The organism is Paenibacillus sp. J31P190 (assembly GCF_059692075.1).
The window spans coordinates 427,965-441,923 of record NZ_JCAUAS010000004.1 but is presented as its reverse complement, the minus strand read 5'-3'; the positions used below and the strand labels follow the sequence as shown (position 1 = coordinate 441,923).

The 13,959-nt window shown below is 43.5% G+C and carries 9 protein-coding genes; all 9 read right to left on the bottom strand.

Going from position 1 to position 13,959, the window contains the following annotated elements:
• Window positions 1-212: 212 nt before the first annotated feature.
• On the bottom strand, window positions 213-2,474 hold the full coding sequence (locus tag AC58U0_RS11500) for a helix-turn-helix domain-containing protein (protein WP_497379127.1): 2,262 nt from the start codon (window positions 2,472-2,474) through the stop codon (window positions 213-215).
• Window positions 2,475-2,576: 102 nt separating this feature from the next.
• Complete coding sequence (locus AC58U0_RS11495; RefSeq protein WP_497379126.1) at window positions 2,577-4,199, bottom strand: extracellular solute-binding protein; 1,623 nt, start codon at window positions 4,197-4,199, stop codon at window positions 2,577-2,579.
• A 39-nt stretch (window positions 4,200-4,238) separates the two neighbouring features.
• Window positions 4,239-6,596 (bottom strand): helix-turn-helix domain-containing protein, encoded by a 2,358-nt coding sequence (locus tag AC58U0_RS11490; protein WP_497379125.1) that lies wholly within the window; start codon window positions 6,594-6,596, stop codon window positions 4,239-4,241.
• A 146-nt stretch (window positions 6,597-6,742) separates the two neighbouring features.
• Window positions 6,743-7,624 (bottom strand): carbohydrate ABC transporter permease, encoded by an 882-nt coding sequence (locus AC58U0_RS11485; protein ID WP_497379124.1) that lies wholly within the window; start codon window positions 7,622-7,624, stop codon window positions 6,743-6,745.
• A gap of 10 nt (window positions 7,625-7,634) precedes the next feature.
• The gene (locus AC58U0_RS11480; RefSeq protein WP_497379180.1) at window positions 7,635-8,564 is read right to left on the bottom strand and encodes an ABC transporter permease; all 930 of its coding nucleotides are present in this window, start codon (window positions 8,562-8,564) and stop codon (window positions 7,635-7,637) included.
• An 89-nt stretch (window positions 8,565-8,653) separates the two neighbouring features.
• Window positions 8,654-10,273 carry an extracellular solute-binding protein gene (locus tag AC58U0_RS11475; RefSeq protein ID WP_497379123.1) on the bottom strand — a complete coding sequence of 540 codons (1,620 nt, stop codon included), beginning with the start codon at window positions 10,271-10,273 and terminating at the stop codon, window positions 8,654-8,656.
• A gap of 214 nt (window positions 10,274-10,487) precedes the next feature.
• Entirely contained in the window at window positions 10,488-12,134 is a 1,647-nt protein-coding gene (locus AC58U0_RS11470) for a helix-turn-helix domain-containing protein (RefSeq protein WP_497379122.1), read from the bottom strand.
• A gap of 47 nt (window positions 12,135-12,181) precedes the next feature.
• Window positions 12,182-13,033 (bottom strand): carbohydrate ABC transporter permease, encoded by an 852-nt coding sequence (locus AC58U0_RS11465; RefSeq protein ID WP_261305449.1) that lies wholly within the window; start codon window positions 13,031-13,033, stop codon window positions 12,182-12,184.
• Window positions 13,033-13,914 carry a carbohydrate ABC transporter permease gene (locus tag AC58U0_RS11460; RefSeq protein ID WP_497379121.1) on the bottom strand — a complete coding sequence of 294 codons (882 nt, stop codon included), beginning with the start codon at window positions 13,912-13,914 and terminating at the stop codon, window positions 13,033-13,035. The genes AC58U0_RS11465 and AC58U0_RS11460 overlap by 1 nt, the downstream gene beginning before the upstream one ends.
• Between the last annotated feature and the right edge of the window lie 45 nt (window positions 13,915-13,959).

Here is a 13,959-nt window from a genome sequence, read left to right as displayed (position 1 = left end):
TGCTCCTGGCTGCCGATTTGATCGGCGTAGAAATCAGTTCCACCATCCATTGTCCTCCTTGATTCGATTGATAGCATCAGATTACCTAAACCAAAAGTTGCGTTCAATAATCAGCAGCGCTCCACTTGCTATCTATGGGAAAATACTTCCGCAACACGCGCTTTATAATCACTAGCGTTCCTGATGATAATCATTGGAATCAGCCATTCCGTTCACACTGGCTCCTTTAGCTTCTGCTCTCTATATTGACCTGGCGTCATTCCCTCCAGCTTGCGGAACTGACGGATAAAATTTTGCGCGTTCGTATACTGCAAACGTTCAGCTACTTCTGTGATCTTCATTTCTGTCCCACTCAGCCAACTCTTGGCCATATCATGGCGAAACCCTGCTAAATAATCGCTAAAATTCATGCCGGTTTCTTTACGAAACATGCGGCGAATGTAATGTGTGCTGTAATTCAACCTCATCGCGCACTGCTCTAACGTTAGATCGCTGTCATAATGGTTATGAATCAAATCCTTCACGGAATGAGAAATGCTTTTTCCTGAAAATTCATGCACTGCGCGGGTTAACTCCATCATGGGGGCAATCATTTGCGACTTGAACCACTCCTCAATTTCTTCCGGTGTTTTCAAGTTTAATAATTGCTCATATTTATTGCGATGATCCTGGGAAACCATGATTCCAGCAGCACCCATGTCGTAAGTTACACGCACCAGATCTGTCAAAAGCATCGCAAAGGACATCCGATAAAGAGTGGGTTCACTTGCCACCCTAAATACTTCTTGAATAAACTGACGAAGCTGATCTCCGGCCTTGTCCCTATCTAGAAAGGTGATGGCCTGTGTGAGCTTAGACACCAGATGATGCGGATAGTACGGCTGAGATGCCATCTGCGGCTTCAGATCACCGATATGTAAAATTGCTTTTTCACCAAGTCGAATCCGATATTGCAAGGCTTCTTTGGCTTCAAGAAACGCTTGGGGCGTGGTATACATGGTCTCATATGGACGACTGATCCCAACACTAACTTTGAGTCCCAAAAATTCATCAACAGCTCGTTGTACGGACTCAGCTAACACGCTCAACTCACTAAGCAGATTCCCATGACTTTCGGCATCGCTCCCGACCAGAGTGACCTGATAATTACCAATGGGCATTGCATGAATACGCTGCGGTGTTGGGATTAATTCGGACGCCATATTGTTCATCGCAAATAATAGCAGATCCTGCTCATTAGCATCGTAGCGCGTTTGAGCTAATGTATCGATTTGCATGACCAGAACCGCATATCGGCGCCATGCAGGAAGTTGAAACTGACTTGCTTTGCCCGCCAATTCACTACGGTTCAGCTCCCCTTGGAAAAGCTTTAACATAAAATAATCGACGAGTTGGCCCGACTGTATCTTCATTTTCCCTTCCAGCTGTTCCTTCGATTGATGCAGTGAAGCGAACTGTATACCAATCCACAGTAATTCGTCTTTAAATACTGTTTCTTCTCCGGATGGTCTGCTTTGCTTCATGGTGAACTCCATCAGGCTGCGCACAGGGAAATAGATTCGCTTCGAGCCCAAGTAAGACAGCAGCGCAGTAAAAAGCAAAAGCAGCAGACATGCAGTCAAAGTTGCCCATCCGATACTGGCGGACTCCTTCTTCGCTTCCTCTATCGGAATGACGGATACATAGGTCCAGTTATTGTACTTGGATTGGTTGTATAACACACTGTACGGCTTGCCAAGTGATGTGCTGTTAAAATACCCCTGCGTATGGCCCGTGTTTTGCAGCTCCTGCGACCAGGGCTCAGATAGAACGCTTTGACCGATTCTCTTCTCGTTGGTATGAACAATGATATTCATCTTGTCGTCAACAATCATCGTTTCCCGGGTCGAAAAGCCGCCTGTCAGCAGCTTGGCTAACTCGCTATTGGACACACTAACGGACAAATATCCCATTGGATCAGCGGTCGTAGAAGGGATAGTTTTCACCAGCTTAATGCCTGTAAAGGCCTGATCAGACACTGGGAACCAGCGGGAGTTAAATGCGGAGTCCAAAGAGAAGGACTTGATAGCCGTGTCCTTGCCAAAATAAAAGCCCCCGCCTTTGATATACCAATCATTCCGAAGGCTGTGCAGTTCCACATCCTTTACACCCAGCTCATAGGTTTGCACACCAAGAAGCCCTTTTACAAGCAAATCAATGTCCTGAAAATCTTCAATTTTCATCCGTTTGGAGATGGAAAGGGTGACAAGAGGTGTTTCCGCGTTGCGCCTAGATACTTGATCGATGACTTTTAAAATCTGCTCGACCCTACTTTGCGACTGCTGTAAAATGAAAACGTTTGCTTCATTGACTTTCGTTTGGACCGTAGAGGTAGATTGAAAGAAAGCGTAAATGCCTAAAAACAAAAGTGGAATCGTACTGATCAGTGTAGTAAATGTGATCAATTTGATAAAAAAAGAGTATCGAGAGACCATAGTTTCCTCCAGACGCTTGATTTAGTTCTTCATATTCGGAAAACGTAGGAAAAGGGCTAACACATTGTCAGTAGACGTTGCATTAGCCCTTTATACATACTCTTAACGCTTATTATATCGATCTAAAGCTGATTTCTGGATCTGAATGGCACGATCAATTTTGGAAGCTTTAATTTTACTTACATAATTGTCAAAGGCGTCCAAAGGCTCCACGCCAAGTATGATTTTCAGCGACATCTCGTCGACAAGCGTCATAACATCGATCATGATGGAAGATAACTCTGCGCTTTCTAGCTCTGTCTTCGGCATTTGCGGGAGTGTATGACTGTCAACATCGGTATTTGCCCAAACTTGAATGGCCTCTCTTTGCTGCGACAGTGTGTAATATTGCTCCATATAACGAACGTCTTGGACGAAAGGACCGAAGTAACTAGCCCGGTTATACATCGAAAGGGCTTGAGATGGCGCGAGTTTATTGGGGTTTTTCAAAATTAAATCCGTATATCTCGGATATCCGCCTTCCATGTTATAACTAATTCCCTCAATCCCGAAGTTAAAAAGCATATGGCCTTCGTCGCTGTACCCAAAATCCAGAAGCTTCGCGGCTGCTTCCGCGTTTTTGCTTTTACTCGAAATAGCAACCCCGCCAGTCCCTACATAAGCATAACTCCGCTGCCCAAACTTAGGCTTATCTCCCTTATTTATCACGGGATAGGGTGCAGGCCCGAACAGCGCATTCTTTTCTTTCTCCTGAACAATAGGCTGCCATTTTCCAATACCTGCGCCAGCATTCCATATCGTTGCCCCGCTCCTTCCAGAAATCATATTGGAATCCAGCGTTTTGGTATCAACCGTAGCAATATTTTTGTCAATCAGCCCTTCAGCATACCATTTGCGAAAAGTAGCGAGGAACTGTTTATAGCCATCTTCCATCGGTCCATACTTCACTTGGCCATTATCCAAATAGAATCCTTTTTTAATTCCATAGGCTCCTACAAAAGCACCGCCCTCTATGCCGAATAACGGATTAGGAACCCCTAAGAATGTCAATGGAGCAGCGACTCCCTTCTTTTCTTTAAAAGCTTTTAAAACCGTGTACCACTCATCGATTGTAGTAGGCGTTTGTAGACCAAGCTCATGAAGCCAATCTAGTCGGATAATAGGCCCCTGATAGGTCCGAAGCAATTCGTCCCCCCGTATGAACGGGAACACATAATAACTGCCGTTGTCCGTTTTGACTTGTTTGTCGATCTCCGGGTGTTCAGCTAAGTATTTTTTTAGATTAGGTGCATGTTTGTCGATGAGGTCATTCAATTTCAAAATATAACCATCATTGATCGCCTTCTCCGGTCCACCAGGATGGTTATCCCATTCATATTCCATCATATCGGGCAAATCGCCTGATGCTAATAAGACATTCATCGCTTCCTTCGCCTGATTAGCTGGAGGTTGAATGAAAGTCAGCCGTACCCCCGTCCGCTTCTGCCATTCTTGGAAGAACGGTATGTCCTGAATGTTCGGCTTTACACTCGCTGCATTGCCGTTTAATTCAGACCAATAGGATAGCGTCTTCTTGGCCTGATCAGGTTGTTCGACCTTGGTAGTAGCTTTATTCGGCTCCTCTGCAGGCTTTGCTGGGTTATTCCCAGAAGTACAAGCCGATAACAACAGGGCAATTATCCACATGAACAATATGATTGAGGTACTTCTAGGTCTTTTACTCATCTGTTGACCCTCCCTCCATGCCTTAATGCCTAACATGTGTCAATTCATTTCCTTGAATTTCCCGGGTGTAATCCCCTCGTACTTTTTGAACACTCGAATAAACGTCGCAACCTCATTGTAACCCACATAATTGGCAATATCGGATATGGAGTCTTGCTTATAGCTGATCATGCGTTTGGCTTGCTGAATGCGAACCTTTGTGATGTAATCGAGCAGTCCCTCACCCGTTTGATCCTTAAACAATTTAGAGATATAACTACCTTTTAATTCAAAGCGTTCACCGATTGTATTCACATTTAAATTAGAATCCTGATAATGCTCGTCGATGTAAAGAATCACCTTGGAGATAAGCTCACGCAGCGTCTCTGCGCGCTCTTTGGACAAGTTCGTCTCCATTTTCACAGCAGCAAACGCACAAACTTCTTTGAGTAAGGTTTCGAGTTCATGCTGCATCTCCAGAATCGTATCACAAGCGATGATTTTATCCATCCACAATGGATTGTCTCCTAAAATACGGCTATCACCGTCTCCTAGTTCATTGATCGCCTTCACCATCGTACCGACAAGATTGAAAATGAGACATCTCGCCAACGTCAGTGACACGAGGGGCTTATTGAAATTCCGCTCCATAATTTCGTTCATACTCGCCCGAGCCTGTTCAAACTCGCCAATTTTGATCAGATTAATAATCTGCTGCTCGACTTGAAGCGGATAATAATAGCCCAGCTGCTGCTGATCCGTGGAATCGATTCGAATTTCATCGTAGGTGATGATCTCTCTTTTTCCTCGAACCATCTTATATTCCATGGCATCCAATGCCTCACTATATGCCTCGGTGACTCCAAACAAGGAGCCATGGATTCCGCCGATGGATACCGTAAGATCCATGCGGAATCGAATTAAAAACCGCTGTGCTTCTGTAGCAATCCAATGAAGGTCCTGCTTCATTTCGGCAGCTTCGATATCTGCAAAGTTCACAAGACAAACCATCATTTCGTCGACTTCAGCCACATAACCCGCGTGCCCACGCTGTCCAACAAGCTCTTCCACGACATTGGTTATAATGAACTGTATATGTTTCCTTCTTTCATTCATATCCATTCCCGGCAAATTGGTGGAAAGGCTGTCTTGATTCTCAACAGCAAATAAAATGACGGCAAAATCATTAGAAATTAGATCAATATGGAACGATTTGAAAGCTTCCTCATATGGAATCAGTGTATCCATCTTCCCTTTCAGGAGCCGATTCAACATATTGGAACGTAACACATGGTGATGGGATTGCAATTGTAAAGCTATTTTATCTTTTTCATTTCTTGTTTGTGAAATCGCTCTTTGGATGAAGTTGAGTTCATTTCCATCTGGCCGTTCCTGGGTGGAATTCTTATCAGAAAGCGACTGAACCAGCCGCTGAATAGGCGAATAATTACGGCGCATAAAAAACCATGTCAATACGCCTGCTCCCATTAAACTTATTAAAATGCTAATATAGGTGAATTTACGGACATATTCCGCTTTCTCCCAATAAATACGACTAGGAATAACCAAAACATATTTCAAATCAGACACAGCTGATTGCATGTAAAATAGTTCTGAATCCCCATTCTGCGCCGGCTTATACATCACATCATCCCTATCCAACAATTGCTCCAAAATAAGGTTCTTATTGACCGACACAGGTAAATTGGAAAGAAGAACTTGATTATCATGATTAAGAATTAAAATCTGCCCGCCACTAAACCCAGAAATGCTTTCAATCGCCTTCTGGAATCTTTCCATATCGGCCATCACGACGACAGTACCGGTTTGCTTGCCGTTAAGGTCCTTTGGCAGGTGGGCAATGTAAGCGATGGAGGTTTGAGGAATAGCCTCATCTGTTCGAGGCAATAAGAGAAATTGGTTATTAGCGGCGTTATGTATCGTATCTAGCCATTGTTCGTATCGAAGCGTTCCTGTGTCGTGAATCGTATCAAAAGCAGTTTTCAGGTCCCTAATATTTCCCGGACGAAGGATCGAGGATTCCTGATCCCAAGTCACATAAAACTCATCGATTGTTGCATAGGACGTTTGGTACATCCTAAATTCTTTCACCAATTGAAAAGCGAGGAACTGATCGTCGTTTGATCTTAGATTGGAGTACATTAAGCTTTGAAGCTTAGCATTCCAAGTGATCTCCATATTCAATCGTTTCATTAAATCGATTTGATTGTCTATCGTATATCGGACTTGTTTCAATAAGGAATCATTCGCACGATGTATCTCGCTCTTAAGTGCTTCACTGGATTGCATATAAATAATCCAGCTCATCAGCATGGGTACGAACAACACCGCGCTGTATGAAATTAACCAAGTAAAAATAATGCTTTTTCGCTTCTGCCAAAGAAATCGGATCTTCACATGGATCTCCTCCCATTGAATGGTAGATGAATGTCTGAAGGGATTGTCTCCACTTACCTCTATTATACCTCTGATTGCAAGGGGAGGAATGTCCAAAATGACAAAACCGATTGACAAAAGCTCTATTTAACCCGATTTATACGATTTTACCCCTTCAAAGAACCTACCATAACCCCTTTTACAAAGTAACGTTGAACAAAAGGATAGATACAAAGTACAGGAAGTGTTGCTACAACAATCGTTGCATATTTAATCGTTTCACCTATTTGATGACGATCTCCCGCATCTGCCCCTACAGACATTCCGTCTGTAGAATTCGAGATTAATATCTCACGGAGTACAAGTTGTAAGGGGAACAGGTCTCTACTTTTAATAAATACAGAGGCGTAGAACCAAGCGTTCCATTTATCAACCGCATAATAAAGAATCATAACCGCAATGACCGGCATGGAAAGCGGAATAATGATTTTGAACAAGATGGTAAAATGGTTCGCTCCATCGATCTTGGCCGACTCCTCTAAACTATCGGGTACAGACATGAAGGCCGTACGCATGATGATGAGATTGAAGGTACCGATCGCAAATGGAATAATCGTAGCCCACAACGAGTCAAGAAGACCGACATTCTTCACAACCAGATATAAAGGAATTAAGCCCCCGTGAAAAAACATGGTGAAAACGATGATCAGCATAAATGCTTTATTCCAAATGACATTTTTCCGTGAAAGTACGTAAGCGCCTAACGCTGTCATCAAAATATTCACTAAAATACCAAACACAACGATAAATAGCGTATTGCGATATCCAATCAGAATACCCGGGTTTTTCATGACACCTTTGTACGCTTCCAGACTAAAACCTAAGGACTTGTAAAGAATTCCTTTGTGAGCCACTAGCTGACCTGCATCGCTTAAGGATGCGAAGACGACATATAGCAGTGGATATAAAGTAGCAACCACTAGCACTACCAAAATTAGATGAATACCAATATCGAACAATCTTTCAACTATACTAGGTTCCTTATTCATTTGCTTCACCTCACCATAAGCTGCTTTCATTTACTTTGCGGCTGATATAATTGGCTGAAACCAATAAAATAAGATTGATTACAGAGTTAAATAAGCCGACTGCTGAACTGTAACTCCATCCAAATTCAAGTAATCCCTTACGATAGACAAAGGAAGAAATAACATCCGCGGTTTCATAAGTGACCGGATTGTAAAGGAGAATAATTTTCTCGAATCCTACATTTAATAAATTCCCCATTCGCAATATGAACATGATAGCAATTGTTGGCATGATGCCTGGTAAGGTGATATGAATGATTTGCTTCCACCTGGTTGCTCCGTCCATACGCGCAGCTTCATACTGCTCGGTATCAATACCCATTAATGCAGCAATATAAATAATGGACTCCCAACCAATTCGCTGCCAAATCTCCGACAGAATATAGATAGGACGGAATAAATCTGGCTTCTGCAGCATCGCTTGGCCGTCATACCCGAAAGCCATGAAAATCTTGTTGATCACACCATCCGCGTTCGTAAAATCAGTAATAATCCCGCAAATAACAACAAGTGAAATAAAGTAAGGCATATACGTAATGGTCTGAGCCACACGCTTGAACATCTTGCTGCGCACTTCATTGATTAGCAAGGCCAGAATAATCGGTGCCGGGAATTCAAATACCAAGGAGTACAAACTGATAACAAGCGTATTCTTTAAAATGCGCCAAAAGTAAAAACTGCTAAAAAAATCTTGAAAATGCTTAAATCCTACCCACTCGCTGCCTAGGATTCCTTTCATTGGCGAATATTCTTTGAATGCAATCAGTGCCCCATACATAGGGGCATAATGAAAGATAATATAATAGACAAGCACAGGAACCATCATCAGATACAAGTATTTATTCATTATGAAATCACGAACATATCGGTTTTTGCCCGTTTTTTTCTTTGCTAGCGCCATACTTTTGAGCGGTTGCGTAGTCTCCATCTTTTCCTTCACCTCATTCTGAATGGATGGAGAGAGCCAAGCTCTCTCCACTCCGTTCCGCATTATCTTTTGTTATAACGATCCAAAGCTGCCTTTTGAATTTCAATAGCGCGATCTAATTTCAAAGATTTCATTTTATCTAAGTATTTCGGATATTGATCGACGGATTCCGTTCCAAGAACGATTTTTAACGTCATTTCATCTACCAAGGTGTTAACGTCACTCATGATTTTTGCATATTCCGAACTCTCTTCGGGCGTTGGCGTAAGCGGAGGCAGACTATACTTATCTGTATCCGTTTTCTTCCAAATATTGATCGCTTCACGCTGGGTAGGCAATGTAAAAAATTGTTCGGCATATCGTTTATCTTGGATAAACGGACCGTTGTAGCTGCCGCGAACATACATGGACATCGCTTGCGCCGGAGCTAATTTATCCGGATTTTTCATCAATAAATCTGTATATTTCGGATATCCGTTCTCTAAATTGTAGCTAACGCCTTCTGTACCGAAGTTGAAAAACATGCGTCCAGCTTCACTATAACCATAATCCAGCAGCTTCGTCGCGAGTTCCGGATCTTTCGCCTTCGTCGTAATGGCCACAATGCCTCCAGAGGAATACGGTTTATCCTTTTGACCAAATTTAGGAATATCTCCTTTCTTCAATACCGGATAAGGAGCTGCCACCAATTGGGCTTTGGGATCTTTCGCTTGGACAATCGGCTGCCATTTCCCAATACCGCCTCCAGCATTCCCAATACTTGCTCCCGTGCTGGCTGTAGAGAAGTTTCCATCCAACGCTTTCGAGTCGACAGTGGCAATATTTTTATCCAACAAGCCTTCTTTATACCATTTGCTGAATAATGCCATATAATCCTTGTATCCGCTCTCAGCCGGACCGAATTTGATTGATCCATTTTCTAAATAAAAGTTGCGGTTAACTCCAAACGCCCCCAGAAATGCGCCGTTGTAAGAGTCATTGAAAAATTGCGGTTTACTAATGAAAGAAAGCGGTGCAGCTGCTCCTTTCTTCTCTTTAAACGCCCTAAGAGCAGTTGTCCATTCATCAATCGTTTCCGGTACAGGAAGACCGACCTCGTCTAGCCAATCTTTGCGAATTATTGGACCCTGGAAGACTTGCAGATACTCATCTCCCCGAATGAAAGGAAACGCATAATAGCTGCCGCTATCGGTTTTTACCATTTTGTCAATTTCGGGATTGTCTTTCAGAAATTTCTTAAGGTTAGGCGCATGCTTGTCGATCAAATCATTCAATTTAAGGATGTATCTATCCTTAATCGCCTTCTCAGGTCCACCCGGGAACGTAAGGAAGTTATATTCGATCATATCCGGCAAATCCCCGGATGCCAACATGACATTAAGAGCCTCTTTGGCCTGACCCGCCGGCGGTGCGGAGAACTTGAGCTGCACGCCCGTCTTCTTCTGCCAATCTTGAAAGAAAGGAACTTCAGCGTGGGTTGTTTTAACACCGGTTAAATTCGGGGTCAACTCGCCCCAATAAGTAAGTGTCTTATCGGTTTTGATTGGGTATGTCGTCACGGCGTTGTTCGCCGATGGCGACGTTTCTTTCGTTGTATTCGGTGTAGATCCCGTCTGAGAGGAGCAAGCAATCATTGTGCCCATCATCAAGACAGTCATTGTAGAAGCTAACATTTTCTTCATTCATTGACCCTCCAGTAATTTTATGGTGAGATGCATCTCTTCCCTTAGATTAATGGAACGCCTCTGACTTAAATATGTGTAAAATGAGGAATGCCATGTTGATTTTCATTCAGCAAACTGATTATTTCTCCAAAGCAATAGACTATTTCTAAAATCATTAACCATATTTACATAAAAAAAGAACTAGCGTAAGATCATCGCTAGTTCTTTAACCCTACTCTCTCCCCAAACTCTCCCGATAAGCCTTCGGGCTAAAACCCGTCATCTTCTTGAAAATGCGGCTGAAATGCTCGGGGTTGAGGTATCCGATTCTCTCCGAGATATCGGAAATTTTAATCCCCTTTTCGAGCAGCTGCTTCGCCTCTTCGATACGCAGCTTCGTTAAATAGTGAATGAAATTGCAGCCGACTTCTTTGACGAACTGCTTGCTCAAATAGCTTTCGCTCACGCCCACCATCTCACTAATGAGCGACTGATTAATTTCCTCACGATAATGCAAATCGAGGAATTTCTTTGCACTAGCAATAGAAGGACTATAGCGCACTGCGTTCAATAGGCTATTCCCGTGAATAGCGGAATGAGCTCGCTGTAACAACTGTCTGACATACTGCTGTGTTTCCTCCAGCGTCTCCATCTGTTTAATTTCATCAAATGGATTGCGAGAAGCAGGCTGTACCTCCTCTATGCGTTTGCCTTTGGCATAGAGAACAGCGCCGAGCTCCCACAACACATCGACGAAGTAAGCCCGCACCCTGTCGGGCTGCTCCTGCTTGGCATCATTCATTCGTTTCTCCAATTGCTCATACTCACGACCCCACTGACTTTCGTCAGATTGCTTAAGAGCTTGAAGCAATGCAAGCCTCCCTGCTTTCAAGTCTTCCCACAACGCATGGCCCTCTTTGTCTTTCACACCTGAACCGTGAGACGCCGACTCCACATAAAACAGCTTACCTAAACCGACAAAATAACTTTTCGCTGCCAACTGCTTAGCTTGCTGGTATAGGCGAGGCCACTGCTTGCAGCCATTTGCCAAATCGCTTATGCCTACCGAAATAGGTGCGTTCACATATTGCAGCAGGCGAGTTTGAATCATCGTCATCGCGCTATGAATGTGGGCACGAATCGCCGATTCGCTGCGATCATGCGGGAACGCACACAATAAGACGTATTCGCCAGCCTCCCGTCGAACCATTTCATGCAAAATGGACATTTCATGGAGAACAGTCTGGATCGTTTGTTGGATGAAACCATGCAGCTTAGTCGTATCGATACCTCGTGCGATTTGAATAACAATCGCGATCTCGTTCGTTTCATTTAACAAACCGTTCGCTGATAACAGCCATTGTTCGAACAAACCCGTGTCTTCCTTTGGATCGAAGTCAAGAAGCTTATGTAATAACGCATCCTTATCCGATTCTTGGACTAGCTGCTTGTCCCCATCTTCACTCGCCTCTATCTTCGATACGCCACCTAACCGGACTAACTCCTCTACGGCTTTAGCGATAACCGGACTAATATGCTCCTCATCCATATCCACCTTGACGATGTAGTCGAGAGCACCGAGAAGGAAAGCTTCCCTCACATAGCTGTAGTCGCTATAAGCGCTTAGGATAACTGGAATCGGACGCTTTAGTAAACCTGGGTCATTCAGTGCCTTTAATAACTCTATGCCGTTCATTCGCGGCATTTGGATATCAACTAGCAGCAAGTCGATGTCGCTACGGGCCTTAAGAAGCGCGAGACCCTCGACACCGTCACCCGCTTCGCACACGATTTCAATATGGAGAGCTTGCCAATCGATCAAATGATGCAAGGCCAAACGAACTAACGGTTCATCATCAACGATCATCATCTTGTACATGGTAGTTACCCCTCATATAGAAATTCATCTGTCTAGCTGCCTTGCGGCTAACCTTTAATGGCTCCATCCATCAAGCCTCTAAATATTAACCGTTGAAAGGCGATGTAGAAAAGCATGCTGGGCAGCAGGACAAGAATAATGCCTGCACATAAAGCTACTAAATCTGAAGTCCGTTCACCGACAAAAGCCATTAACGCTGTAGGCAAGGTCGCCAGCTCTTTTTTCGGCATATATAAGTTTTGCAAATAAATATCGTTCATGATGGTCACGCTCTTCAGAATACCTAGCGTAGCCGTCGCTGGCAGCAGCAGAGGAAAAATAATGGAGCGGAAAATCCGGAAATACGAAGCTCCATCCATCATTGCGCTTTCATCGAGCTGCGCCGATATTTTCTCCAAAAACTGTATGTAAATATAGATTTGCATAATGTCTGTACCCACATAAATGAGCAGCGGAGCCCCCAATGTGTTGTACAGATGCATCGAGTGAATCAGTTGAAAACGCGCGATCTCCGTTGTGTATGTCGGAATGATCATCGAAATCATGAACAGCAGAAGCACCACTTTTTTCAACTTAAACTCAAAACGATTTAACACAAATGCAATCATCGTGCCAAGGAACGCGTTACCTACCATACTAACTACAACTAGCACAAACGTATTGCGCAAACCAAGTAAAATGTGGCCCTCATTAAAGGCCTTTACATAATTCTCGAAATGAAAGAAATTGCTTGGCAGGGAGAATGGCGAAGTAACCCCAAGCTCGGCATTCGTCTTCAATGAGCCGAAAACGACAAGCAGAATCGGTATAAAAACAATCAAGCACATCGTAATAAAAAGTATATAATACAGGACATTACTGAGCAATTGGTGTTTGCTTGCGGCAAGTGATGTTTCCATTAAGACTCGCTCCTATCTTTAATGAGCCAATTTTGCAAAGACGAGAAGCAGATGATCAAGATCAGAAGACTGACTGCCATAGCCGCAGCGAGGCCGTAATTGTTATAAGTAAACGCTGTTTGCAAGGAAAACAAGCCGAATGTAGAGCTGGCGGTTCCAGGTCCGCCGCCGGTCATGACATAAGGAATATCATACTGCAGCAGCGCGCCGGAGATATTCAAGAATAGTATAATTTCCATTACGCGCCGAATACCCGGAAGTGCGATATGGCGCAGCTGTTTCCAAAAGCCGGCACCATCCATTTTGGCAGCTTCATACAGATCCGTTGGAACCGATTGCAAACCAGCCAGAATCAGAATGATATGAACACCGCTAAAGCGCCATAAGGATACGGCGACCAGCGAGTAATTGACGACGCTCAGGTTACTTAACCAGCCAGTAATGAGAGACTCCAAACCCAGCCATTTGAGCAGCTCGTTGAGTGGACCATTGACGGGATTGTAGATGTAGCTAAACATATAAGCGACAGCAATACCATTAATAATATAGGGCATTAGCACCGTGAACCGGAAAAATGAGCTTCCTCGTATCGTGCGATTGAGCAGTACCGCCGTCATGACTTCAATGGGGATGAAAAGTAGATGAACGATAAAATATATCCCATTATTGCCAATAGCCTTCCACGCATCGGGAAAATCAAAAATCAATTTCTTATAATTTTCAAAACCGATATACTTCAAGCTCTCACTGTATCCATCCCAATTCGTTATACTATAACGAAACAGTTGAAATGTCGGATAGATGAGGAATAAGAGCATGAGCGCAACGGGAATGAACAAAAACGACCATATGATGACTTTCTTCTGCAAGGTATAACTCATCTCTACTCACTCCTAGGCCTTCAGTTGATATAAAAAGGGTACTAT

Coding starts and splice junctions, on each gene's coding strand:
- AC58U0_RS11500 (WP_497379127.1), bottom strand. CDS start 2,474: ATGGTCTCTCGATACTCTTTTTTTATCAAATTGATCACATTTACTACA.
- AC58U0_RS11495 (WP_497379126.1), bottom strand. CDS start 4,199: ATGAGTAAAAGACCTAGAAGTACCTCAATCATATTGTTCATGTGGATA.
- AC58U0_RS11485 (WP_497379124.1), bottom strand. CDS start 7,624: ATGAATAAGGAACCTAGTATAGTTGAAAGATTGTTCGATATTGGTATT.
- AC58U0_RS11480 (WP_497379180.1), bottom strand. CDS start 8,564: ATGGCGCTAGCAAAGAAAAAAACGGGCAAAAACCGATATGTTCGTGAT.
- AC58U0_RS11475 (WP_497379123.1), bottom strand. CDS start 10,273: ATGAAGAAAATGTTAGCTTCTACAATGACTGTCTTGATGATGGGCACA.
- AC58U0_RS11470 (WP_497379122.1), bottom strand. CDS start 12,134: ATGTACAAGATGATGATCGTTGATGATGAACCGTTAGTTCGTTTGGCC.
- AC58U0_RS11465 (WP_261305449.1), bottom strand. CDS start 13,033: ATGGAAACATCACTTGCCGCAAGCAAACACCAATTGCTCAGTAATGTC.
- AC58U0_RS11460 (WP_497379121.1), bottom strand. CDS start 13,914: ATGAGTTATACCTTGCAGAAGAAAGTCATCATATGGTCGTTTTTGTTC.